At 69.0% G+C, this 24,128-nt stretch carries 22 protein-coding genes; 11 read left to right on the top strand and 11 right to left on the bottom strand.

Annotation, left to right across the window (positions count from 1 at the left end; genetic code table 11):
* Positions 1 to 68: 68 nt before the first annotated feature.
* On the bottom strand, positions 69 to 371 hold the full coding sequence (locus OG741_RS04045; RefSeq protein ID WP_266485173.1) for a dsRBD fold-containing protein: 303 nt from the start codon (positions 369 to 371) through the stop codon (positions 69 to 71).
* 228 nt (positions 372 to 599) lie between these two features.
* Between OG741_RS04045 and OG741_RS04040 the strand changes: the two genes are divergently transcribed.
* The 5 genes from OG741_RS04040 to OG741_RS04020 all read left to right on the top strand — a co-directional run bounded on the left by OG741_RS04040 (position 600) and on the right by OG741_RS04020 (position 5,271).
* A complete protein-coding gene (locus OG741_RS04040) occupies positions 600 to 1,931 on the top strand; it encodes an ABC transporter substrate-binding protein (RefSeq protein ID WP_405595207.1) in 1,332 nt (443 codons plus the stop codon).
* Positions 1,928 to 2,866, top strand: a complete 939-nt coding sequence (locus tag OG741_RS04035; protein WP_323136096.1) for a sugar ABC transporter permease — start codon at positions 1,928 to 1,930, stop codon at positions 2,864 to 2,866. The genes OG741_RS04040 and OG741_RS04035 overlap by 4 nt, the downstream gene beginning before the upstream one ends.
* Positions 2,866 to 3,699, top strand: a complete 834-nt coding sequence (locus OG741_RS04030) for a carbohydrate ABC transporter permease (RefSeq protein WP_266485179.1) — start codon at positions 2,866 to 2,868, stop codon at positions 3,697 to 3,699. Before OG741_RS04035 ends, OG741_RS04030 begins: the two co-directional genes overlap by 1 nt.
* Before the next feature lie 38 nt (positions 3,700 to 3,737).
* A complete protein-coding gene (locus tag OG741_RS04025) occupies positions 3,738 to 4,928 on the top strand; it encodes an ABC transporter ATP-binding protein (protein WP_405595204.1) in 1,191 nt (396 codons plus the stop codon).
* A gap of 136 nt (positions 4,929 to 5,064) precedes the next feature.
* Entirely contained in the window at positions 5,065 to 5,271 is a 207-nt protein-coding gene (locus OG741_RS04020) for a cold-shock protein (RefSeq protein WP_405595202.1), read from the top strand.
* 158 nt (positions 5,272 to 5,429) lie between these two features.
* Here OG741_RS04020 and OG741_RS04015 read toward each other — a convergent pair whose 3' ends face one another.
* A complete protein-coding gene (locus tag OG741_RS04015; protein WP_405595200.1) occupies positions 5,430 to 6,383 on the bottom strand; it encodes an IS481 family transposase in 954 nt (317 codons plus the stop codon).
* 209 nt (positions 6,384 to 6,592) lie between these two features.
* Here OG741_RS04015 and OG741_RS04010 point away from each other — a divergent pair, with 209 nt between their 5' ends.
* Entirely contained in the window at positions 6,593 to 7,102 is a 510-nt protein-coding gene (locus tag OG741_RS04010) for a DUF664 domain-containing protein (protein ID WP_405595198.1), read from the top strand.
* A 72-nt stretch (positions 7,103 to 7,174) separates the two neighbouring features.
* Here the strand turns inward: OG741_RS04010 and OG741_RS04005 are convergent, their stop codons facing one another.
* Positions 7,175 to 8,053, bottom strand: coding sequence for a trypsin-like serine protease (locus tag OG741_RS04005; protein ID WP_405595196.1), 879 nt, complete (start codon positions 8,051 to 8,053; stop codon positions 7,175 to 7,177).
* 219 nt (positions 8,054 to 8,272) lie between these two features.
* Positions 8,273 to 9,511, bottom strand: coding sequence for an AI-2E family transporter (locus OG741_RS04000; RefSeq protein ID WP_405595194.1), 1,239 nt, complete (start codon positions 9,509 to 9,511; stop codon positions 8,273 to 8,275).
* 211 nt (positions 9,512 to 9,722) lie between these two features.
* Between OG741_RS04000 and OG741_RS03995 the strand changes: the two genes are divergently transcribed.
* Positions 9,723 to 11,942: an NADP-dependent isocitrate dehydrogenase gene (locus OG741_RS03995; RefSeq protein WP_405595192.1), complete on the top strand. Its 2,220-nt coding sequence runs from the start codon at positions 9,723 to 9,725 to the stop codon at positions 11,940 to 11,942.
* Positions 11,943 to 11,999: 57 nt separating this feature from the next.
* Here the strand turns inward: OG741_RS03995 and OG741_RS03990 are convergent, their stop codons facing one another.
* The gene (locus OG741_RS03990; RefSeq protein WP_405595190.1) at positions 12,000 to 12,731 is read right to left on the bottom strand and encodes a TetR/AcrR family transcriptional regulator; all 732 of its coding nucleotides are present in this window, start codon (positions 12,729 to 12,731) and stop codon (positions 12,000 to 12,002) included.
* A gap of 177 nt (positions 12,732 to 12,908) precedes the next feature.
* Here OG741_RS03990 and OG741_RS03985 point away from each other — a divergent pair, with 177 nt between their 5' ends.
* Positions 12,909 to 14,132: a saccharopine dehydrogenase family protein gene (locus tag OG741_RS03985; protein WP_405595188.1), complete on the top strand. Its 1,224-nt coding sequence runs from the start codon at positions 12,909 to 12,911 to the stop codon at positions 14,130 to 14,132.
* A 303-nt stretch (positions 14,133 to 14,435) separates the two neighbouring features.
* Entirely contained in the window at positions 14,436 to 15,773 is a 1,338-nt protein-coding gene (locus tag OG741_RS03980) for a DUF1996 domain-containing protein (RefSeq protein WP_405605373.1), read from the top strand.
* Between the two features lie 77 nt (positions 15,774 to 15,850).
* On the opposite strand, the gene OG741_RS03975 is transcribed toward OG741_RS03980, so the two are convergent.
* Both OG741_RS03975 and OG741_RS03970 read right to left on the bottom strand, forming a co-directional pair.
* A complete protein-coding gene (locus OG741_RS03975; protein ID WP_405595186.1) occupies positions 15,851 to 16,798 on the bottom strand; it encodes a DUF5996 family protein in 948 nt (315 codons plus the stop codon).
* A gap of 97 nt (positions 16,799 to 16,895) precedes the next feature.
* Positions 16,896 to 17,732 (bottom strand): hypothetical protein, encoded by an 837-nt coding sequence (locus OG741_RS03970; RefSeq protein WP_405595184.1) that lies wholly within the window; start codon positions 17,730 to 17,732, stop codon positions 16,896 to 16,898.
* A 114-nt stretch (positions 17,733 to 17,846) separates the two neighbouring features.
* Here OG741_RS03970 and OG741_RS03965 point away from each other — a divergent pair, with 114 nt between their 5' ends.
* Positions 17,847 to 19,325, top strand: a complete 1,479-nt coding sequence (locus OG741_RS03965; RefSeq protein ID WP_405595182.1) for a glutamate-cysteine ligase family protein — start codon at positions 17,847 to 17,849, stop codon at positions 19,323 to 19,325.
* A gap of 142 nt (positions 19,326 to 19,467) precedes the next feature.
* Positions 19,468 to 20,019 (top strand): hypothetical protein, encoded by a 552-nt coding sequence (locus OG741_RS03960; protein ID WP_405595180.1) that lies wholly within the window; start codon positions 19,468 to 19,470, stop codon positions 20,017 to 20,019.
* A gap of 18 nt (positions 20,020 to 20,037) precedes the next feature.
* Here the strand turns inward: OG741_RS03960 and phzG are convergent, their stop codons facing one another.
* Genes phzG through OG741_RS03940 form a run of 4 tightly spaced genes read right to left on the bottom strand, consistent with a single transcriptional unit; the run spans position 20,038 to position 24,121 of the window.
* Positions 20,038 to 20,697: a phenazine biosynthesis FMN-dependent oxidase PhzG gene (phzG, locus tag OG741_RS03955; protein WP_405595178.1), complete on the bottom strand. Its 660-nt coding sequence runs from the start codon at positions 20,695 to 20,697 to the stop codon at positions 20,038 to 20,040.
* Positions 20,690 to 21,526, bottom strand: coding sequence for a PhzF family phenazine biosynthesis protein (locus OG741_RS03950; RefSeq protein WP_405595176.1), 837 nt, complete (start codon positions 21,524 to 21,526; stop codon positions 20,690 to 20,692). Before OG741_RS03950 ends, phzG begins: the two co-directional genes overlap by 8 nt.
* Positions 21,527 to 21,566: 40 nt before the next feature.
* A complete protein-coding gene (locus tag OG741_RS03945; RefSeq protein WP_405595173.1) occupies positions 21,567 to 23,501 on the bottom strand; it encodes an anthranilate synthase family protein in 1,935 nt (644 codons plus the stop codon).
* A complete protein-coding gene (locus tag OG741_RS03940; protein ID WP_405605371.1) occupies positions 23,498 to 24,121 on the bottom strand; it encodes an isochorismatase family protein in 624 nt (207 codons plus the stop codon). Before OG741_RS03940 ends, OG741_RS03945 begins: the two co-directional genes overlap by 4 nt.
* Positions 24,122 to 24,128 lie beyond the last annotated feature (7 nt).

The raw sequence follows: 24,128 nt of genomic DNA, 5'->3' as shown, positions 1-24,128 counted from the left end.
GGCGACCACCGCGGGCCTGATCCGACGGCCATGCCCCGTCGACCGGGTGTGAGAGCAGCGCTGTCGATCTATGTCACCGCGTCCGACCAGCCGTACGGCGGCCCTGCACGCCCCGTCCCCGGACCCGCGCCCACTGCCTCCAGGTCCCGGTCCGCCGCGCGCATCAGCTTCCCGGCGATGTCCCGCATGGCCCGGCTCGCCGCGAGTTCGTCGCCGATCGCGGGGACATCCACGTCCTGGGGGTTGCAGTGGGCCACCCCATGGCCGGTGAGCGTCGTGGTGCCCGTGTCCAGCACCGCGCGGGCCTTCGTCTTGCCGTCCTCCTCGGACAGATAGACGCTGACCTTCCACTCCAGTGTCCGATGAGTCATCGCGCACCTCCTCGCCCGCGGCCGCGGAGCCGCCGCGACGCAGTCCTGCCTTCAGGATCCACCCACCAGTACCCGGTCGCGCGCCGCCCCCTGGCCATACGGGGGATCTCTGTCCACGACACGCCGCATCGCGCCTGGCAACGGCAGGTGAGGGGCTACCTTCGCCCGACGAAGGCGCAGCGCGGGGTGACCAGGCACCCGGTGACCGCCGGGTCCGGGAGGTGAATGGTGGGGCGCACGAACGGACAGGCCCGTCCGGTACGGGTGCGCGGCAAAGCATCGCCGCGAACCGCCGGCCGTCGTGCCGCGCAACGGCTGCGGTGCCTCGCCGCGCTGTCGCTGCTGGCCGGGCTGCTGACGTCCTGCGGCTCAGATGAGTCCGGCGGTCCGGTCCGCCTGAACTGGTACAACTTCCCCGACGACTCGGGCGCCCTGGACAGTGCGGCGAGCAACTGCACCCGTGCCTCGGGCGGGCGGTACAGCATCTCGTACAACAAGCTCCCGCGCGCCGCGGACGGCCAGCGTCAGCAGCTTGTGCGCCGGCTTGCCGCCGAGGACAGCGCGATGGACATCCTGGGCCTCGATGTCACCTGGGCCGCGGAGTTCGCGGAGGCCAAGTGGATCCTGCCGTGGACGGGCGCCAATCGCAGCAGGGCCACGGTGGACACCCTCGAAGTGCCGCTGCAGACGGCGACGTGGAAGGGCAGGCTGTACGCCGTTCCGTACAACACCAACACCCAGTTGCTCTGGTACCGACAGGATCTGGTGCCCAAGCCGCCCACGACCTGGGCGGAGATGCTGGACATGGCGCGCGTCCTCGCCAGGCAGGGCAAGCCCCACTTCGTGGAGATCCAGGGCGCCCAGTACGAGGGCCTGACGGTCTGGTTCAACACGCTCGTGGAGAGCGCGGGCGGCTCCATCCTCAACCGGACGGCCACCGCACCCTCGCTCGGCCCGCCCGCGGTCCGGGCGGCCACGATCATGCACGACCTGGCCACCTCGCCCGCCGCCGACCCCTCCCTCTCCAACCAGATGGAGGACCAGAACCGGCTGGCAATGGAGTCGGGAACCGCGGCCTTCGAGCTGAACTACCCGTTCGTCTATCCCTCGATGAAGTCGAACAACCCCGAGCTGTTCAAGAGTTTCCGCTGGGCGCCGTACCCAGGAGTCGAACCCGGCCGGCCGGCGAAGCCGACCATCGGCGGTATCGACCTCGCCATCGGCGCCTACTCGAAGCACCCCGACCTCGCGTTCGAAGCCGCCCTGTGCCTGCGCAATCGTCAGAACCAGATGACCGCGGCGATCGAAGGCGGACTTCCGCCCACCCTGCGCTCGCTCTACTCCGACAAGGCGTTGATCAAGAGCTACCCGTTCGCCGCCGACGTGCTCTCGGCCCTGGAGAACGCGAGCACCCGCCCCCAGACCCCCGCCTACCAGAACGTGTCCATCGCGATCTCGCACACGCTCTCCCCGCCCTCGGCGATCAATCCCCGAAGCGATGTCGATGAAATCGGCAACCAGATCGAGGACGCCCTCGAGTCCAAGGGGCTGATCCCGTGAACACCCCGACCTCCGCTACGGCGACAGCCCCGGCCCCCGGCACCACCGAGGCACTGTCCGAGGGCGCACGGCAGGAACGACGGCTGGGCTGGCTGCTGTGCGCGCCGGCGGTCGTCGTCATGCTCGCGGTCACGGCCTACCCCATCGGCTACGCCATCTATCTGTCCCTGCAGCGCTACGACCTGCGCTTCCCCAACCAGGCGAAGTGGGTGGGCCTGAGCAACTACGGGGCCGTGCTCTCCTCCGACTTCTGGTGGGAGGCGTTCTGGGTCACGCTGTTCATCACCGCCGTGTCGGTGGCCGTGGAACTCGTCCTCGGCTTCGCGCTGGCCCTGGTCATGCACCGCGCCATCTTCGGCAGAGGGACAGTGCGTACCGCGATCCTGGTCCCGTACGGCATCGTCACCGTTGTCGCCGCCTACTCCTGGCAGTACGCATGGACTCCGGACACCGGCTATCTCGCCGCGCTGCTTCCGTCGGGTGAAGCCCCGCTGACCGAGCAGTGGCCGGCCATCGGGATCATCATCCTCGCCGAGGTCTGGAAGACCACCCCGTTCATGGCCCTGCTCCTGCTGGCCGGACTCGCCCTGGTGCCGGAGGAGACACTGCGCGCCGCCATGGTCGACGGTGCGTCCTCCTGGCAGCGTTTTATTCTGGTTACGGTGCCGTTGATGAAGCCGGCCATCCTGGTCGCCCTGCTTTTCCGCACCCTGGACGCCTTCCGGATCTTCGACAACATCTACATCCTGACCTCGGGTGCTCATGGCACAGGATCGGTGTCGATTCTCGGCTACGACAACCTGTTCACGTCACTCAACCTCGGCATCGGATCGGCAATCTCCGTGCTCATTTTCATCTGCGTCGGCCTGATCGCCTTCGGCTTCATCAAACTCTTCGGGGCTGCCGCCCCCGGTTCAGAGGAGGCGGGCCGCTGATGGCCAGTGCAGGCAAGAGGCACATCACCGGCTGGGCCATCACCAACATCGTGGTGATCGCCTACGCACTGTTCCCGGTCTGGTGGATCGCGGCTCTGTCGTTCAAGGACCCCAGCACCCTCACCGACGGCAACTTCGTCCCCGACAAGTGGACGTGGGAGAACTACCGCGGCATCTTCGACACCTCGGAGTTCACCCGTGCCCTGATCAACTCGATCGGTATCGCCCTGATCTCCACGGTGATCGCCGTGGTGCTCGGCACCATGGCCGCCTATGCCGTGGCGAGGCTTCGCTTCCCCGGCAAGAAGCTGCTGATCGGCATGTCCCTGTTGATCGCGATGTTCCCGCCGATCTCCCTGGTGTCCCCACTCTTCAACATCGAGCGCATCATCGGGATCTTCGACACCTGGCCGGGGCTGATCATCCCGTACATGACCTTCTCCCTGCCGCTCGCGATCTACACCCTCTCGGCGTTCTTCCGGGAGATCCCCTGGGATCTGGAGAAGGCGGCCAAGGTCGACGGGGCAACTGCAGCCCAGGCCTTCCGGCTGGTGATCGCACCCCTGGCGGCGCCGGGCGTGTTCACCACCGCGATCCTCGTCTTCATCTTCTGCTGGAACGACTTCCTGTTCGCCATCTCCCTGACCTCGACGACCGCGGCCCGCACCGTGCCGGCGGCTCTCGCCTTCTTCACCGGGAGCAGCGCGTTCCAGCAGCCCACCGGTTCGATCGCCGCCGCCGCGGTGGTGATCACCATCCCGATCATCGTCTTCGTGCTGCTGTTCCAGCGGCGCATCGTCGCCGGACTCACGTCCGGGGCCGTCAAGGGCTGACCGGCAGCAGCCGACCGTCAGGACAAGGAGCAGCGACCGTGGCCGAGATTGTTCTCGAGGGCATCACCAAGAGGTTTCCCGACGGCGCCCTGGCCGTTCAGGACGTCAACCTCACCGTGGCAGATGGGGAGTTCGTCATCCTGGTCGGTCCCTCCGGTTGCGGCAAGTCCACGACCCTCAACATGATCGCGGGGCTGGAGGACATCACCGACGGCACCCTGCGAATCGACGACCAGGTGGTCAACGACAAGGCGCCCAAGGACCGCGACATCGCGATGGTCTTCCAGAGTTACGCCCTCTATCCGCACATGACCGTGCGCGAGAATATGGGGTTCGCCCTGCGCCTGGCCAAGGCCGACAAGGCCACCATCAAGAGCAAGGTGGAGGAGGCCGCCCAGATCCTCGACCTGACGGAACATCTGGACCGTAAACCGGCGAACCTCTCGGGTGGCCAGCGGCAGCGTGTCGCCATGGGCCGCGCCATCGTCCGCAGTCCCAAAGCGTTCCTGATGGACGAGCCACTGTCCAACCTCGACGCGAAGCTCCGGGTGCAGATGCGCACCCAGATCGCGCGCCTCCAGAAGCGACTGGCCACCACCACCGTCTACGTCACCCACGACCAGACCGAGGCCATGACGCTCGGGGACCGCGTGGTCGTGATGCGCAGCGGCATCGTGCAGCAGGTGGGCACCCCGCAGCACCTCTACGACGCCCCGCGCAATCTGTTCGTCGCCGGGTTCATTGGCTCACCCGCCATGAACTTCATCCACGCGACGCTGGAGGAGGACAGGCTGCAGACCGCCCTCGGTGACTTTCCGGTGAACGACGAGATCCGTCGCAGCCTGGAGCGGCAGAACGCCCCGCGCGACCTCATCGTCGGGCTGCGGCCCGAAGCGTTCGAGGACGCCTCGCTGGTGGATCCGGACCGGGAAGGGACGCGGTTCAGCGCCAGCGTGGACGTGATCGAGTCCGTGGGCTCGGATGTCTACGCGTACTTCAGCGAGGAGGGCTGGGAGGCGACCATGACCTCGGAACTCGAGGAGCTGGCAGCCGACTCCGGCCAGAAGGACACCGGAGGCGCAGCCAACAAGATCGTCACGCGGCTCGACGCGTCCACGCGCATTACCGAGGGAGGCGGCCGGGCCGAACTGTGGGTGGACACCTCACGCATGCATGTCTTCGACCCGCGCACCGGTGTCAACCTCACCCACCCGGAGAACAGCGGCTGAGCCTTTCGCAATTGCCAGCGTGTCATGGCGCGCCTGACAGCGGCCGGGTGGGGAACATTTGAGGACCACAGTCGCTATGGGGCTGCGGTCGGCACGTCAAGGACATGCCGTGGCAAGCGAACAAGGAATGTGACCAATGGCAAGTGGCACGGTGAAGTGGTTCAACGCGGACAAGGGCTTCGGCTTTATCCAGCAGGACGACGGCGGCCCGGATGTATTCGTCCACTTCTCCGCCATCCAGACCACCGGCTTCAAGGAGCTGGTTGAGGGAAACAAGGTCGAGTACGAGGTCACGCAGGGCCCCAAGGGCCCCCAAGCGGAGAACGTCGTCCCGCTGACCTAGGGGGTGTCGTTTGGATCAGGCCGGATCAGGGAGCGGGGTCTGGTGCGTGCGATCGCAAGGCGGAGGAAGGAGCCGACGCGGAGCGTCGGCGACTGACGACAACGCAGCGAGCGTGCGTGCCAGGGCACGCGAGCCCGGCAAGATCCGAAAGACACCCCCTAGCTGTACTGACCCGTGAGGTTGGGGACGCGGCTGGCGGGTGGCTGGCCCTTGAGCGCGGTGTGTCCGCGGTGGTGATTGTAGGTGTGGAGCCAGACGGGGTATGCCTCGCGTCGCTCGGTCTCGGTCCGGTAAGCCTTCGCGTAGGCCCACTCGTCCAGCAGGGTCCGGTTGAACCGCTCCACCTTCCCGTTCGTCTGTGGCCGGTAGGGACGGGTGCGCTTGTGTGAAATCCCTTGCTCGGCAAGGGAGCTGCGCCACAGATGCGACTTGTAGCAGGAGCCGTTGTCGGTCAGGACCCGCTGGACGGTGATACCGCATGACGTGAAGTAGGCGTGCGCGCGCTGCCAGAACCCGACGGCGGTTTCCTTCTTCTCGTCGGTGAGGATCTCGCTGTAGGCCAGGCGGGAGTGGTCGTCGACCGCGTTGTGCAGGAAGCTCATGCCGGCGCCGGCCCGGTTCTTGCGGCCGGCGGCCCGGCCGAGGACCTTGTGGCCGCCGCCGTCAGGGATGTTCCCGAGTTTTTTGATGTCGACGTGGACCAGGTCGCCGGGGGCGGCGTGCTCGTAGCGCCGGATCGTGCGGCCGGTCGCGCGGTCCAGGTGGGTCAGGCGGGCCAGCCGGTAGCGGGTCAGGATGCGGTGGACGGTCGCCGGGTTCAGTCCGAGGAGGTAGGCGATGCGGGCCGGTCCCCAGCGACGCAGGACGCGGACCTTGATGATCCGCCGCTCGGTACGGGTCGGTGTCCGGCGCGGACTGTGGTGAGGCCGGGAGGAGCGGTCGGCCATCCCGGCCTCGCCCTGGGCCCGGTAACGCCCAGCCCACCGCCGAGCCGTCGTGGGCGAGACCTGGAAGCGTTCGGCGGCACGGCGCAGAGGCCAGCCGTGCTCGACGACGCAGCGGGCCAGACGCAGGCGGCCGGTCTCGGTCAGGGGTGCATTACCGTGGGGCATGAGGGCCTTCTGATCGTTCGGTGGCGATGTCGCAATCCACACCGAACCTGGAAGGCCCTCACTCGTTCAAGATCACCCAGCCGTGATCACTGTCACCAACCTCCGTGGACAGAACACCTAGCCCGCCCCCACACGACTGAGACACGCTCTGCCCACCGGGTGACCCCGAGGGCAGAGCGTGTCTGCTTCAGCGACCAAGGGATCAGTGCATGAACAGCTCAGATTTGCTGGCAGATGCCTTCGAGCGCATCCGGGAAGCAGTACACGGTGCCGTCGAGGGCCTTTCGCCGGACGACCTCAATGCCCGGCTGGACCCCGACGCGAACTCGATCGCCTGGCTCGTGTGGCATCTTTCACGTATCCAGGACGACCACGTGTCCGACGCGGCCGCGGTGGAGCAGGTGTGGTTCTCACTGAAGTGGGCGGACCGTTTCGAGCTGCCCTTCGCCAGGGGAGCGACCGGCTTCGGCCACACCAGCAAGCAGGTCGCCGCGGTACGGGTCGAGTCCGCCGAGCTGCTGCTCGGCTACTTCGATGCCGTCCACGAGCAGACCATGCGATTCGTCGGTGGCCTCGACGACACGGCACTCGACAGCGTCGTGGACGAGTCCTGGTCCCCGCCGGTCACCCTGGGCGTCCGACTGGTCAGCGTCATCGCCGACGATCTGCAGCACGCGGGCCAGGCGGCTTTCGTCCGGGGCTCTCTGGAACGCCGGTAGCCGGAACACCGAGGACTACGGTGCCGCCGGGGCCCGGACCCGGCGGCACCTGTGGAGCATGCGCGGCAGCTTCTACGGCAGCTTCGCGAAGGGGGAGAGGAAGGCGCGGGCCCCGGGGGTGTCCAGGCGGTAGGCGACGTTCGTCGCGTAGCACGGTGTGTCGCCCGTGATCGTGGTGGCGACCAGGGTGATCTTCCCGCCCAGCGTGGCGAAGTTGGGGCCGCCGGAGTCGCCGTAGCACGCGCCGCCGTTGCCCTGCGGCGCCGTCATCGCGAGGCGCACCCAGGTGTTGTTGAGCGCGTCGAAGGTGACCGGGGCCTTCATCCGCACACCGCCGCCGGGATGGGTCTGGCCGCCGGGGCCCCGCTGGGCCTCCTGCGTCCCGTAACCGGCCACGAAGAACGAGGTGTTGTTGAGCCCCTGCGGTCCCAGCGCACCCAGTGCCCCGGCCTTGGGAAGCGTGGCCGGGGTGAACGTCCAGCGCGCCTTGACCTGGGCGGCGGGCAGTTCGATCACCGAGATGTCGTGCGTGTCCGAGGCAGGGCCCGGGTATGCGGGGTGGCTGTGGGCCGTGCCCTGGACGGCGACGGCCTTCGCCACGGCCGCCGGGTCGCCGGGGTGCGCGGCGGAGGCCTTGTCGAGTGCGCCCTGTACGTCCTGGTCGAGGGAGACGTAGAACTTCACGTTCGCCGGCCAGTCGGTGGTGCAGTGCGCGGCGGTCAGGAAGGTGTCCGCGTCGATCATGGTGCCCGAGCAGACCCAGTCGACCCGGTCGGGGGTCGCGGGGTTGTCGTCGTTGTCCCAGGTGGCGACGAGCGCCCCGACTTCGGTGCGCTCCGGCGCGGGCGTCGCGTTGTACGAGTTGATCGCTGAGGACGGCAGAGCGGCGCCGAACACCAGGGCGCAGGCCGCGGCGGTGACGGTACTCAGGCGTACTGGAACGGCAGTCAAGAGAAGCCCTTCGGTATGAGGGAAGTGGGGTTCTCCTGTGGGGGTGAGCGACAGTGAAGCGCGCGGGTGGCCGGTGCGGCAAGAGTGCCGGGAATCCTTGGCAGTTGTTTGACGGATCTCCTGTTGCGTACGGGGTGTCGCAGCAAGCTTTGCGCCGACCGGCGGCGGACGAGCGCCCCGGTCCTGGTGAGAGCTGTGGCGCCTGTACTCCGCAGGGCATTACGGGACGGGGGAGACCGCCTTCTCCAGCGGTACCGGCTCAGGCGCCCGGCGCAGCGCCTGCCGGGCCGACCACACGACGGACACCAGCGGTACGGCCACCACCGCGCCCAGGATCCCGGCCGCGATGGCGCCGCCGATGACCGTGAGCGCGACCACCACCGGGTGCAGCCGGACCGCCCAGCTCATCACGATCGGGTGCAGGAGATGGCCCTCGATCTGCCCGATGATCACGATGAGCGCGATGACCAGCCCCGCGACGAGCGGACCTTTCGCTGCCAGGGCCACCACGGCGGCGACGGCCAGGGCGATGGGCGAGCCGATGAGCGGAATGAAGGCGGCGAAGAACTCCAGCAGAGCCAGCGGGAGCGCGAGCGGCACGCCGAGGATGAACAGGGCCACCCCGACCAGGACGGCATTGGTCGCGGCCACCAGCACGATGCCGTGCGTGTAGCCGGTGAAGGTCCGCCAGGCCGCACGGCCCGCGACCGACACCCGTTCCCGGGCGGCCACCGGAAGCTGCTCGCAGAACCAGCCCCACTGCCGGTCGCCGGAGTGAATGAAGAAGACCGAGCAGAACAGGGCCAGCGCGAGCACCGTCAGCACCTCGACCAGCCTGTGCGCGCCGCTCATCGCCGTACTGATGAGGGTGGAGCGGTGGCTCGAAAGGAACTGCCCGATCCGGGACTGGAGGTCGGTGAGTGCGTCAGGGTTGAGCCGGAACGGCGGCTTCTCGAGCCAGCGCTCGATTCTTCCGATGCCTGCCTCGAACTCCCGTTGCAGTCCGGCCCGCTCTCCCGCCACCGACTCGCCGATCAGGGCCAGCACCCCGAGGACGATGACGATGCTGCCGAGCAGGGACACGGCGACGGCGAGCGGTCGCGGCATCACGCGCCCCAGCAGGTCGGCCACCGGCCGCAGCATCGCGGTGACCACCAAGCCGAGAAAGACGGCCACGGCGATCTCGTGGAACCGGCCCAGCACCGAGAAGACGGCGTAGACGAGGCCGCCCACCACGAGAATCCGCCACGCGTACGAGGCTGCCGTCTGGAGGGCGGGATGCACCGGCAGCCGGTCGCCGGGCCGCGAGCGGGACAGCGGCCCCCCGCCCGGGTTTCCGGCCGCGGGGCGGCTGATGCCGTGCAGGGCTTGGCGCGTCGCAGTGCGGATCCGGCGCCGGCGCCCGTCGGAGGGCCGGCCGGGGTCCGGGTTGCTGGGCTGCGGATCCGATGGCCACATCCACAAGCACGTACCACCGGAGGCGCCCCGTGCCACGCCACCGGCGCGATATTCGCCCGAAGGCACCCCCATCCAGGGCAGCCGATCCCTGCCCGGCACAGGTCGCGTCGCCCCGTTCCGCTTCCCGGTGGGGCAGGGCCCTGCCGGTTGGCGCCCGAACACGAGATATCTTGATGTCGAGCAATGTTGCAGACGTGGAGTGGAGTATCCGGTGACTGACTCGACCATCATCTATACGCACACTGACGAGGCCCCCGCCCTGGCGACCTATTCGTTCCTGCCTGTGGTCGAGGCGTACGCCGCGACGGCCGGTGTCCGGGTGGAGAGCCGTGACATCTCCCTGGCCGGCCGGATCATCGCCGGCTTCCCCGAGCGTCTGGAGGAGGGACAGCGGATCGAGGACGCCCTCCACGAACTGGGCGAGCTCGCCAAGACTCCGGGCGCGAACATCATCAAGCTGCCGAACATCTCGGCTTCGATTCCGCAGCTGAAGGCGGCGATCGCCGAGCTGCAGCAGCAGGGCTACGCGCTGCCGGACTACCCGGACGACCCGAAGACCGACGAGGACAAGGACGTCCGCGCGCGGTACGACAAGGTCAAGGGCAGTGCCGTGAACCCGGTGCTGCGCGAGGGCAACTCCGACCGCCGTGCCCCGGCGTCGGTGAAGAACTACGCCAAGACCCACCCGCACCGGATGGGCGCCTGGACCGCCGACTCGAAGACGAACGTCGCGACCATGGGCGCCGGTGACTTCCGCTCGACCGAGAAGTCCGCGGTCATCGCCGACGCCGGCTCGCTGCGTATCGAGCTCGCCGGTGACGACGGCAGCACCACCGTCCTGCGCGACTCGGTGCCGGTCCTCGCGGGCGAGGTCGTGGACGCGTCCGTCATGCGCGTCGCCCAGCTGCGCGAGTTCCTCACCGAGCAGATCGCCCGCGCCAAGGCCGAGGGCGTGCTGTTCTCCGTGCATCTGAAGGCCACGATGATGAAGGTCTCCGACCCGATCGTCTTCGGCCACGTGCTGCGCGCCTTCTTCCCGAAGACGTTCGCCGAGTACGGCGAGACGCTGGCCGCCGCCGGTCTCAGCCCGAACGACGGACTCGGCGCCATCTACCAGGGCCTGGAGTCGCTGCCCGAGGGCGCGAAGATCAAGGAGTCCTTCGAGGCCGAGCTCGCCGCCGGTCCCGAGCTGGCCATGGTCGACTCCGACCGCGGCATCACCAACCTGCACGTGCCGAGCGATGTCATCGTCGACGCCTCCATGCCGGCCATGATCCGCACCTCCGGTCACATGTGGGGCCCCGACGGCCAGGAGGCCGACACCCTCGCGGTCCTTCCCGACAGCAGCTACTCCGGCGTGTACCAGGTCGTCATCGACGACTGCCGCGCGAACGGCGCCTTCGACCCGTCGACGATGGGTTCCGTACCCAACGTCGGTCTGATGGCGCAGAAGGCCGAGGAGTACGGCAGCCACGACAAGACCTTCGAGATCCCCGCCACGGGCACCGTGCGGGTCGTCGACGGCAACGGCACCGTCGTCCTGGAGCAGACGGTGGGCGCCGGCGACATCTTCCGCATGTGCCAGGCCAAGGACCTGCCGATCCAGGACTGGGTCAAGCTCGCCGTCACCCGCGCCCGCGCGACCGGTGCCCCGGCGGTGTTCTGGCTCGACGAGAGCCGCGCGCACGACGCTCAGCTGATCAAGAAGGTCAAGACCTACCTCGCCGACCACGACACCGACGGTCTGCAGATCGAGATCATGGCGCCCGTCGAGGCGACCGCGTTCTCGCTCGAGCGCATCCGCCGCGGCGAGGACACCATCTCCGTCACCGGCAACGTGCTGCGTGACTACCTGACCGACCTGTTCCCGATCCTGGAGCTCGGCACGAGCGCCAAGATGCTGTCGGTCGTCCCGCTGATGAACGGTGGCGGTCTGTTCGAGACGGGTGCCGGCGGCTCGGCGCCCAAGCACGTCCAGCAGCTGGTCAAGGAGAACTACCTGCGCTGGGACAGCCTGGGCGAGTTCTTCGCGCTCGCGGCCAGCTTCGAGCACCTCGCGCAGACGACGGGCAACGCACGCGCCCAGGTGCTCGCCGACACCCTCGACCGGGCGACGGCCACGTTCCTCAACGAGGACAAGTCGCCGACCCGCCGCGTGGGTGGCATCGACAACCGTGGCAGCCACATTTACCTGGCCACGTACTGGGCCCAGGAGCTGGCCGGGCAGACCGACGACGCGCAGCTCGCGGGTGCGTTCGCGGCTCTCGCCAAGACGCTCACCGAGCAGGAGCAGACGATCGTCGACGAGCTCCTCGCGGTGCAGGGCTCCCCGGCCGACATCGGCGGCTACTACCAGCCGGACGCGGCCAAGGCCGCGGCGGTCATGCGTCCGTCGGCGACCTTCAACCAGGCCATCGCGACGCTGGGCTGACGCGACGGCGGCGGCACGGGGAGCCTCCGTCCGCACCTGTTCCGCCCCGGTCGGCACTCATGCCGACCGGGGCGGCTTCGTTGTCCGGGCCGTGGAGCCGAGCCGGGCGGATGCGCTGTCCAGCAGCATGTCCAAGGCGGTGGGATACGCGCTGTGGTTCATGCGGGCGACGAGCAGGTGCGCCGTGGCCGCGATGTGGGGATGCGTCGTCGCGGGCAGCCGGGCATAGGTGGCCTGCCAGACCTCCTCGTCCGCCTCGCGCGCCGCGGCAGGCAGCGCGAGTGAGGCCGCGTCCAGCGCGGCGAAGGCCAGAGTCTGGTCGATGAACGCCTGATAGATCCGGACGGCGTCGGCGTCCGCGAAGCCCGCCGTACGAAGCACCCCCAGGATCGTCTCGTCGGCCGCGACCTCGTGCGCCCTGCCGGACACCCGGCTCGCGGTGAGAACGGCCGCCTGCGGGTGCCCGAGGTACGCGGCGTGGATGCGCAGCCCCAGTTCCCGCAGGTCGGCCCGCCAGTCACCGGTGCTCTTCCAGCCCGCCACGGCCCGCCCGACGAGCACGTCCCCGATGGCGAGCGTCAGGTCGTCGATGCCGCTGAAGTACCGGTACAGGGTGCTCGGGTCCGCGCCCAGGGCGGTGCCCAGGCGGCGCACGGTCAAGCCCTCGCTGCCGTGCTCCCGCAGCATGCGCAGGGCGGTCTCAATGATCAGCTGCTCGGAGAGCACCGCCCCGTTCTTGGTGGGACGACGGCGTCGCCGGGCCTCTTCCGGCACGACGGGCTTGGCCACAGCACGCTCCTTCCACGGTGACCGTCCGGACCCGGCGAGCTTATGCCAACGCCATTGACGTGAAAAGGGGCGCGAGCGTTGGATCGATGACGTCGGGCGCCGCGACCGGAGCAGCGTCTGACCGTTATGCCTGCTGTATCCGCTATGCCCGCTGTGTCTTGGAAACGGAGTTCTGTCATGCGTGTTCTGCTCGTGGGAGCCGGCGGCGTCGGTACCGCCATCACCCGGATCGCGGCCCGCCGATCCTTCTTCGACCACATGGTCGTCGCCGACTACGACCTCTCCCGCGCCCAGGCCGCCGTCGCGGCCCTGGAACCGGACGGCCGCTTCCGCGCCGTACGGATCGACGCGAGCGACGAGGGGGCCGTCACCGCTCTGCTGAAGGAGCAGCGATGCGACGTGCTGCTCAACGCGACCGACCCACGCTTCGTGATGCCGCTGTTCCAGGCGGCCCTGGCCGCCGGAGCGCACTACCTGGACATGGCGATGTCGCTGTCGCGCCCGCACCCGGAGCGCCCGTACGAGCAGTGCGGAGTCAAGCTCGGAGACGCTCAGTTCGAGCGGGCCGGGGACTGGGAGGAGGCCGGATCGCTCGCCCTCGTCGGCATCGGCGTCGAACCCGGCCTGTCCGACGTCTTCGCGCGGCACGCCGCCGACGAACTCTTCGACGAGATCGAGGAGATCGGCATCCGCGACGGGGCGAACCTCACGGTCGACGGCTACGACTTCGCACCCTCGTTCAGCATCTGGACCACCATCGAGGAATGCCTCAACGCACCCGTCGTCTACGAGGCGGGCCGCGGCTGGTTCACCACCCCGCCCTTCAGCGAACCCGAGGTCTTCGACTTCCCCGAAGGGATCGGACCCGTCGAGTGCGTCAACGTCGAGCACGAGGAGGTGCTTCTGGTGCCGCGCTGGGTGGACGCGGGACGCGTGACCTTCAAGTACGGCCTCGGAGAGGAGTTCATCCGTACGCTCCAGACGCTGCATCTGCTGGGCCTGGACCGCACCGATCCGGTGCCGGTGGCCGCGGCGGACGGGTCGGGTACGGTCCTCGTCTCCCCGCGCGACGTGGTCGCCGCCTGCCTGCCCGACCCGGCAAGCCTCGGGGAGCGCATGCACGGCAAGACCTGCGCGGGCACCTGGGTGAAGGGAACCAAGGACGGCCGTCCGCGCGAGGTCTACCTGTACCACGTGGTCGACAACCAGTGGTCCATGCGTGAATACGGCTGCCAGGCCGTCGTATGGCAGACCGCGATCAACCCGGTCGTGGCCCTGGAACTGATCGCCGCGGGCACCTGGACCGGCAGCGGTGTCCTCGGCCCCGAGGCGCTCCCGGCCCGGCCTTTCCTGGACCTGCTGACCGAGTACGGCTCGCCCTGGGGCATGCGGGAGCAGTGAGAGCGCCCGCCGGCGTACTTCAGGCCCGCGCCACCGCCCCGCCGGAGCCGTACTCCTGACCCGAATCAAAGAATCTCGGTTCGTACTGAGCAGAACAGTCCCCGTCTCCGTATCCCTGTGCGTCGTGCTGTGCCCTCCGCCCGAGCGGTTGAGGGCACGGTCCGGCTCGGCCGAGGGCACGACGTCCCGGCGCGACGACCACAGAGGGGCGGACCAGTGAGGTACAGGCAGAGACACAAGCGGTCCAGATGGATCGGCATCACTGTTGCCGGAGTGGCGGCTCTGGCCGTCGGGGGCGGGGCGATGCTGATGACCGACAACAACGCCTCGGCCGCGCGTGACTCCTGGGGCGGACAGGCCGCCCAGGCACCGGTGACCATCAACTGCCCTGACGTCGCGGTCCGTTTGTCGAACGTTCCGGAGCAGGCACGGCCGGCCGTGGACAATCAACTGGCGCAGCTGGACACTCAGGTCGCGGATGCCTACGAGCAACTCGCCGCGGGCGGCACACAAACCGACCGGAACTGGGTGCGCACGCGCGTGCTGGACCCGCTCTCGTCCCAGCGCCGCGGCACCCTGGACCGTATCGCCACCGAGATCGACCGCGTCTCGAACCGGCCTGCGGGTCTGGAATCGATGGCCTCCTGCACCGTCAAGAAGGACGACGTGGCCCCCGCCGCCGCACCCGCGTCCGGCTCCGCGGCTCCGAACGCCCCCGCTCCGAGCGCTTCCGCCCCCGCCAACGGCGACAAGGCGCAGACCGGCCCCCGCAGGTCGGACTTCGTGGACATCCGCAGAGTGCGACCGAATGTCGCGGCACCGCGCCTCCAGGCCAACGCCTCGCGCGGCACGTTCAAGTCCCGCTGCGGGCGCAACGAGAACAAGCACTTCAACCCCGACAACGTGATCGTGGCCCCCGGCGTGAGCAACGGCGCCCACCACATGCACGACTACGTCGGCAATCTCGAGACCGACGCCTTCGCCACCAACGACGACCTCGCCGCCGCCGGGACGACCTGCACCAACGGCGACCGCTCCACTCACTACTGGCCGGTCCTGCGACTGCGCAACGGAAAAGTCGAGAGCGACGCGAACCTCCCCGGCGGAGGACAGGACGGCAACGTCGGACGCATTCTCCAGCCCGCTTCCGTACAACTCACCTTCCGCGGCAGCCCCGTCAGCAAGGTGACGGCGATGCCCACGTTCCTGCGCATCATCACCGGCGACGCCAAGGCGTTCACCAACGGAACGGCCAACGCCAACGCGTCCTGGAGCTGCACCGGCTTCGAGAACCGGCAGCTGAAGGAGAAGTACCCGATCTGTCCGCAGGGCAGCAATGTGGTGCGTACCTTCAACTTCCAGAGCTGCTGGGACGGCAGCAACACCGACAGTGCGAACCACCGCACGCATGTGGCCTTCGCCCGCCCCAACGGCACGTGTCCCAAGGGATTCAGGGCCATACCCCAGCTGGTCCAGCGGATCACCTACAAGATCGCGCCCGGCTCGGTCTTCGCCGTCGACAGCTTCCCCGAGCAGTTGCACAAGCCCGGTACAGACCACGGTGACTTCATCAACGTGATGTCCGCGTCGCTGATGAAGAAGGCGGTGAGCTGCATCAACAGCGGCCGCAGGTGCGGCTGACGCCCGGCGGACCCGGCACGGCGAAGCGCGCCGCTGCCGGGTCCACGGCGGGCCTGCGGCCGTGAGCCCCGGCGGGTTCAGAGTCCGGGCGGGAGGGGCAGTAGCGGGTCCGTGATGCCGCCCGGAGCGGCGAACTGGCCGACGTCCCAGCCCGCGCGCCGGGCACCGCCCTGGTACGCGCTCTCGTAGAAGGCGAGGACGGCGGCACGAGGATCGCTCTCGGCGCGTGCCGCGTCGTAGGGCAGCACGGCCAGGTGGGTCTTGTAGCGCGGTGCCCAGTACGCCGACGCGGGTTCGAGGGGCTCCTCAGTCAGTCCCGCGGGCTCGGGCGCCGTGTAGGAGTAGAACGCCGGCTCGGGAAACAACTCGTCACCGAACCAGAATCCGAAGCTGATCAACTCCCGCGAGTACGCCTCTCGCGTCACCGGATCGACTTCCGGCGGCTGGCCGGTGTGCCGCCCCGAGAACCGGGTGTGGGCGATGTCGAGCGAGTGCCAGAAATGGTGGACGGGGCTGGCCTTTCCCGCGAAGCCGGCAGCGAATTCCTCCAGTACGACGGCCACCTGGCTGAGGAGCCGCCAGTAGCCGTTGGCCAGTACGGGATCGTAGGCCGCGTGCTCGGTGTCCTCGGCGAACGGCCGGCCTGCATCGGGCAGCCCGTAGGGCCTGGGAAGGCTGATTCTCACCCCGAGGCCCAGGGCGGCCAGAGCATCGAGTGTGTTGTCGTGGAAGGACGCGACGGACTGGCCCGCGAGCGGGAACGACCTCGCTCTGCCGTCCAGCGTCGAGACGACGAGTCGGTGGTCGACGAAGTCGAAGTCGACCGTGAAGACCGAAGTGCCGTCGACGTCTCTCATCGGACGTGTGGTGATGCCGCGACCGGTGAGATGGAAGGGAACGTTCCACCAGTGGTTGCGCCGGGGACTCGCGGCGAGGCGGATCTTGCCGACGATCTGCTCGAATCGGTGCAGCGTCTCTTTGGTGTCCTGCCACTGGCTGAGCGGCATCGGCGGGAACAGCTCCATCGCGGCACCTTCCTGCCCGGCGCGCCCGCTGGCCAGGCCCTTTCATCATGACCACGCCTGACACGTACGGCATCCTGCCGCGCCGCCGGACGCGACCCTAGGGGCGCTCGAAGAGCTGCAGTACGCCGCCGACCGAGAAACACGCGGCGCCGGTGATGGTCCCCCAATTGGCGACGGCGGCGTTGATCACATCCCCGGTGGTCGGGTTGGTGAAGTCGGCCAGTGCCGCGACCAGGAACAGCACCGAGCCGAACTGGTTGACGGCGACGATCCACCAGCCGAGGTTCCGTACGCGCAGGCGGGGAGGGCCGTGGCTGACCTCGACGAGGGCGAGGTGCCCGGAGATGAGGAACAGCAGGCATCCGATGAGATCCGGCGTCCAGATCAGCCGGTTCACCTGCTGGGAGGACAGCCCCTTGAAGAAGGAGTCCAGAAGGTTGACGCCGAACACCAGCGTGCCCGCGAGCAGGACGAACGTGCTCAGCCAGTCGATCTGCAGCGGCTCGTAGCTCCACCACCGCCACCGATGCGTGACCAGGGTGCCGGCCTCGCTGCGGCGCCTCGGGGCGTTGACCGTCTGGAGCAGGGAGGCGTACGCGCCGGCGGTGAAGAACACGCCCCCGACGAGGTAGACCGTGGCGCTCTGCGTCTGATCGCCGGACCCGAACTGGGCGAGTGCGGCGCCGAGGACGAACAGCGCTCCACCGATCGTGAACGACACCGCGGCCACCGCGTTGAGGACGCGAAGCCGGTGGAGGGCTTGCTCGTCCGCGTACTGCGTGACGGCCTCGGCTCCCTCGGGCCGGACCGTGAGCAACCCGCGTTTGCGGGCCGCGCGTGATTCCCAGACCGCGGTGCCGCCCCCGGCGAAGCGCCAGGTGACACGCGTGGTGAACGGTCCGGCGCCCTCGGCGCGCTCTTCGCTGTGACTCACGTGCCGAGCCTACGAGCGAGTGCACGCCGGAACGCGGACCTCTTGGCTGGTCCGGGTGGCGGGGGAGTGGGACCCTATGAGTGGGGTGTCTGCCGAGGGGACTCGGGAGGGCCGATGGGACGAGATGTCCCGGCGCTGGTATTCACCCGTGACGACCGCCGCCGGTACCGGATCAAGATGCAGGAATGCCTCGACGCGTTCGCGCAGATGCTGCGTGAGTCGCGATTCGAGTCCGAGCGGCCCCAGGTGGGTCTGGAGATCGAACTCAACCTGGTGGACGCGACCGGCGAGCCCACCATGCGCAACACCGACGTGCTGGAGGCGATCGCGGATCCCGCCTGGGCGACCGAGCTGGGCAGATTCAACCTGGAGATCAACATTCCGCCGCGGCGTCTGACGGCCGGTGGTCCCGACGCGTGGGAGCAGGAGATCCGGGACGCGCTCAATCACGCCGAGGGCCGGGCCGCGGAGGTCGGCGCGCATCTGATCATGGTGGGAGTCCTGCCTACGCTGCGCCAGCCGGACGTGAGTGAGGCGGCGCTGTCGGAGAACCCGCGCTACCGGCTGCTGAACGAGCAGGTGTTCGCGGCCCGCGGTGAGGATCTGAGGATCGAAGTGGACGGCGTCGACCGGCTGCGGACGTACGCGGACACCATCACGCCGGAGGCGGCGTGCACCAGTACCCAGTTTCACCTGCAGGTCTCGCCGGACGAGTTCGCGGCCTACTGGAATGCGGCACAGGCGATCGCGGGGGTCCAGGTGGCCCTGGCCGCGAACTCGCCGTTCCTGTTCGGCAAGGAGCTCTGGCACGAGACGCGCATCCCGCTCTTCGAGCAGGCCACCGACACCCGCTCGGAAGAGATCAAGGTGCAGGGGGTGCGACCGAGGGTGTGGTTCGGAGAGCGCTGGATCAACAGCGTCTTCGATCTCTTCGAGGAGAACGTGCGCTACTTCCCCGCGCTGCTGCCCCTGTGCGACGAGCAGGACCCGAAGGACACCCTGGACGGCGGCGACACTCCTGAACTGGCCGAACTCACGCTGCACAACGGCACGATCTACCGCTGGAACCGCCCGGTCTACGCCGTGGCCCACGACAAGCCGCACCTGCGGGTGGAGAACCGCGTGCTCCCCGCCGGCCCCACGGTCGCCGACGTCCTCGCCAACGGCGCCTTCTACTACGGGCTCACGCGCGCCCTGGTCGACGAGGAACGGCCGGTCTGGTCGCGCATGTCGTTCTCGGCGGCCGAGGACAATCTGCACGCCGCGGCCCGCAACGGGATCGACGCGCGGCTGTACTGGCCCGGGATGGGCGAGGTGCCCGCGTCGGAACTCGTACTGAGACGCCTCCTGCCGCTGGCGCACCGTGGGCTGGAGCAGTCGGGAATGGACGCGGCGTGGCGCGAGCCGCTGCTGGGGATCATCGAGCAGCGGTGCGTCACCGGCCGCAACGGCGCGGTCTGGCAGAAGGAGATGTTCCACCACATCGATGCCACCGCCCATGTCAGCCACCATGAGGCGCTGCGGCGGATGACACGGCAGTACATGGAATACATGCACCTCAACGCGCCTGCGCATACCTGGCCGGTCGAGTGATGCAGCTGCGCTGTGCCACTTCGGCTACCGTTTGTCACTGAAAATGCCCGTATTTCGGGCACGTTGACTCACGGCGGAAGGGCGCACGCATGACCCCGATCCTGGCCGACACTGTGGTCGGCGCGCCCGGTTCCGTACTGGCATGACGACACCCGACCCGGAACCGGGGGGCGGCGCCGTCGAGCCGAGCATCGCCGCCACCGCCGCCCGTGCCGGCGACACCGCGGCCGCACGGCTCAAGGAACGGATCTACGCGACCATCACCGTGGCCGCGGTGGTGGTGACTCTCGCGGAGGCAGACACGCACGACCCCGAGGAGGCGGCGCTCACCGTGGCCGGGACGGCTCTCGGGGTCTGGCTGGCAACGCTGGTCGCCGACGAGCAGGCGCACCGTGCCGTGACCAAGCGCGGCGCGAGCCGGGCGGAGATCCGGACGACTTTGTATGTCTCCGCCCCGTTGCTGCTGAGCGCGGTGGGGCCACTGGTGCTGATCGGTGTGTCGGCGCTGGGCGCGATGGATCTGGGCACCGCGCTGCTGATCAGTGCCGGGGTGGAAGTGGCGACCCTCTTCCTGTGGGGCTGGCGAACCGGCCTCCGGATGGGCAACGGGCCGCTGAGCGCACTTGTCTCAGGCCTGCTGGACACCGCGATCGGCGTAGGGGTCGTGGGCGTGAAGCTCCTCGCGGGTCACTGAGCCGGGCGGCGATGTCCGTCAGGGCTGCAGGCGGGTGGCGGTCCAGCCGTTCGGTGTGCGGTCGTAGCGGAGTCTTTCGTGCAGCCGGTCGGTGCCGTTCGCCCAGAACTCGATGGCGTGCGGGACCAGTTCGAGGGCGACATAGGTCAGCGGGCGCGGCTGCGGTCCCGCCTGGGCGAGGGTGTGGGCGCGGGCGCGCAGGGCGGGCACGTCGTCCAGGGGCTCGCTCTGACGGGATGCGGTTGTCATCGCGTGGGTGAAGACCGGCCTCTTGGCCCACAGGGCTTCGGTATCGGCGTCGGACAGCTCTCGCACCGGGCCGCCGAGGCTGACCTGCCGACTGGTCTCGCGCCAGTAGAGCAGGCCGGAGGCCCAGGGGTTCGCCCGTAGTTCGCGAGCCTTGCGGCTGGTTCGGTGGGTGGTGAAGACCAGGCCGCACTCGGTAATCCGATTGACGACCACGGTGCGCAGGGACGTGCGGCGCTGGGTGTCGGCGGTGGCCAGAGCCAGAGCTCTCGGTTCACGTACACCGTGAGCGTGCGCGTCATCAAGCCAGCTGTGCAGCAGAGCGATCGGGTCGGGCGGCGGCGCCGCGTACTCGGGGAAAGCGATGTCGATGGTCGCCGTAAGGGATTCGGACCGGGTGCCGGGGCGCGCGTTCATGGGCAGGTCAGACATGGAGAGTCCCCTGGGCTGTGATCACGCCGTCGCCGCCGACCTCGACCGACTCGATGTGGGTTCCGATTCCTTCGGCGCGGGCGAGCATGCGGGAGGGGCGGCCCATCTCGACGCCCTGCATGATCTCGATGCAGCGGCCGCGGGTGAGAGCACCGTGCCGCAGGAGGTGGACGACCAGCGGGCCCGCGGCCGAGCCGGTGGCAGCGTCCTCGGTCACTCCGTAGGCGGGCGAGAACATCCGGCTGCGCCAGTGCGCGCCGTGGCCGGCGAAGCAGTTGGTCGCCATGTCCTCGAAGGCGGCCAGCGCGCGGTGGTCGGGATTCAGCGCGGACAGTGCGCTCACGCTGTCCAGGCCGACGAACACGTGCCGGGGCCCGTTGTGGTAGATCTCCACGGGCAGCGTCGAGGCGGGCACACCCAGCGCGTCGAGAAGTTCCCCGGTCCGGTCGAACGGTTCCCAGGTGGGCAGCGGCTGTTGCATCCGGGCGGTGACCACCCGACCGTCCTTGCGTTCCAGTTCGAAGGGGATGACGCTGACGGCGGTCTCCAGCCGGAGGCGGTCGCCCGGGATGCGGCGGGCCAGTGCGAGGGCGGTGCCCAGCAGCGGATGCCCGGCGAACGGCAGCTCGTTGACCGGCGTGAAGATACGGATCCGCGCGTCACCGCCCTGACGCGGGCGCAGGACGAAGGTGGTCTCGGAGAGGTTCATTTCGCGGGCGATGCGCTGCATGAGCTCCGGGCTGAGGTCGTCGCTGTCGAAGAAGACCGCCACGGGGTTGCCGAGCAGGCGTTCTCGGGCGAAGACGTCCACGACGACGTAGGGGTGCATCCGATATCTCCAATCACTGCTGGCAGCAGCGGCTTCCGGGTCAGGCGGGCACGGCGGCCGGGCGCTCGGTGGTGCCGGTGGGTACGAGGGTCGGGCGCATCGCCCGGCGTACGGCCTGTGCGACGAGGCGGACTCCGTGCTGAGTCAGTACGGATTCGGGGTGGAACTGCATTGACGTGAAGTGAGGGCCGCGCAGCGCGTGGACCTCGCCGCTCGCCCGGTCGCGGGAGACGTCCACCCTGCCGACACCGTCGATGTGTTCGGTGTAGTTGCGACTGTGTGCGGCGTACGTGTTGTAGAAGCCGGCCCGGACCCGGTCGCCGAAGAAGTCGATCTCCTGTTGCGCGCCCTGGTTGGGATGATCGCGGCGCTCCAGGCGGAAGCCGAGCCGCAGACTGAGGACCTGGTGGCTCAGACAGACGGCGAGGAACGGCCGCCGCCGCGCCAGCAGCGTGTCCACTGCCGAGCGCAGGGCGTCCATGCGGGGGTGGCCCCGCTCGCCGGGGTCGCCGGGTCCGGGTCCCAGCACCACCAGGTCGTAGCCGTCGAAGGTGTGTTCCTGGTCGAACCGGCGGACGGTTACCACCAGCCCGAGGGACCGGAGTTGATGGGCGATCATGGAGGTGAAGGTGTCCTCCATGTCGATGACCAGCACGCTGCGTCCGGTCAGGTCGGGCGGCGACCCCTCCCGCGGCATGTCCGGCCGCAGCCAGAACGATGCGAGGGTGTCGTTACGGCGCTCCAGCGCGGCCCGGACGCTGGGATGCGCGGCAAAGCGGGAGACTTCGCCGGTTTCACGAGGTGCGGTGGGTCCGGATTCCAGCGCGGCGATCAGCCCGGCCGCCTTTGCCCGCGTCTCGGCCGCCTCCGCACCCGGGTCGGAGTGGCGTACGAGGGTCGAGCCGGCCCCGATCCGCACCCGCCCGGCCGGGCTGATGTCGGCGGTGCGGATGAGGATCGCCGAGTCCAGGGTGCGGCCCCCCTGCTCGTCGCGGCCGATGAGGGCGGCGATTCCGCTGTAGTAGCCGCGGCCCTGCTGCTCGTGCCGGGCGATGACGCGGCAGGCGCTCTCCAGCGGGCTGCCGGTCACGGTCGGCGCGAGCAGCGTCTCACGCAGGATGCTGCGCACATCGCGGGTGGTGCGCCCCTCGATGTAGTACTCGGTGTGTGCGAGCCGCGCCATTTCCTTGAGATACGGGCCGGTGACGCGGGTGCCCGGCTCACAGATCCGGGCCATCATCTTGAGTTCTTCGTCGACCACCATGCACAGTTCGTCGCTCTCCTTGGGGTCGGCGAGGAAGTCCATGACGCCGGTCAGGCTGGGGCCTGCGGCCGGGTAGCGGTAGGTGCCGCTGATCGGGTTCATCACCGCCGTCGCGCCTCGTACGCTGATGTGCCGCTCCGGCGATGCCCCGACGAAGGTGCGTGCGCCGGTGTGGACGACAAAGGTCCAGTACGCACCTCCCTCGCTCTCCAGCAGTCGCCGGAAGAAGGCCAGGGCGCTGTCCGGCCCGTAGTCGGTGATGTCGGCCACGAAGGACCGCTGGATGACGAAGTTCGCCCCGGCGCCCGTGCCGATCTCGTCAGCGATCACCTGCTTGACGGTCTGTGCGTACGTGGCGTCGTCGCTGTCGAAGCGTCCGCCCGACAGCGAGGTCGCCACACGCGGCAGCCGGGCGAGCGCTGCGCCGAGCGGCATGGTCTGCTGCCCGGTCACCGTCATCGAGATCAGCGGGGAGTGGTCGTCGTGGCAGGCGAATCCGCGTTCGGTGATCTGCCGGTAGGGGATGAGCACGAGTGTTTCGTGGCGGCCGGGTGTGGCTGTGCGCGGGAGCGGGATCCGGGCGAGCGTCGCGGGGTGCGTCACGCTGCCCGTGAGGATGTCCAGTTGGCCGGGGCCCGTGGTGTGGGGGCGGTGGAGGATGGCGTAGGCGGGTGGCTGATCACGGAGAATCCGGTCCAGCAGGGTTGTCATGCCAGGGCCTCCTTGGTGGTGATGACCATGGCGCAGCACCGGGCGGCGTAGCGGAGCGCCATGCGGTGGTCTTCGAGGGAGAAGTCGGCGACGGCGTCGGAGACCAGAAAGGTCTGGATGTCGTGGCTGAACGCGTCGGCTGCGGTCATGAGGACGCCGATGTGGGCGTACACCCCGCACAGGACCAGCTGGTCGCGGCCCAGTCGGCGCATCCACTCCAGCAGCCGGGAGCGGTGGAATGCGCTGTAGCGCCATTTGGTGAACACCATGTCGCGGGCGGTGGGCGCCAGTTCGCCGGTCACGCTCTGCTCGGTGGGTGCGGTGCGCATGCCGGGACCCCAGAAGTCCCTCAGCAGGCCCCGCTGTTGGTCGTTCATGCTGCCGGGCTGGGCGGTGTAGGCGGTGGGGATGCCGCGAGCCCTGCAGTGTGCGCGCAGGAGTGCGGTGTTGTGGACGAGTTCGCTGCGCAGTGGGTGGGGGAGTGGTGCGAGGAAGTAGCGCTGCATGTCGTGGACGAGCAGTGCGGCACGGTCGGGATCGACGCTCCAGCGGGCGGTGTTGGCGGGCGGCTCGGCCGCGGCTGCCATGAGGTAGGGCTCGGTGGGCGCCATGCCGGTCACGGGTGTC

Origin of the sequence: Streptomyces sp. NBC_01410 (assembly GCF_045040195.1) — a bacterium.
GTDB lineage: Bacteria > Actinomycetota > Actinomycetes > Streptomycetales > Streptomycetaceae > Streptomyces.
The sequence above is the reverse complement of the archived record's forward strand: the minus strand, read 5'-3'. Positions and strand labels throughout refer to the sequence as shown.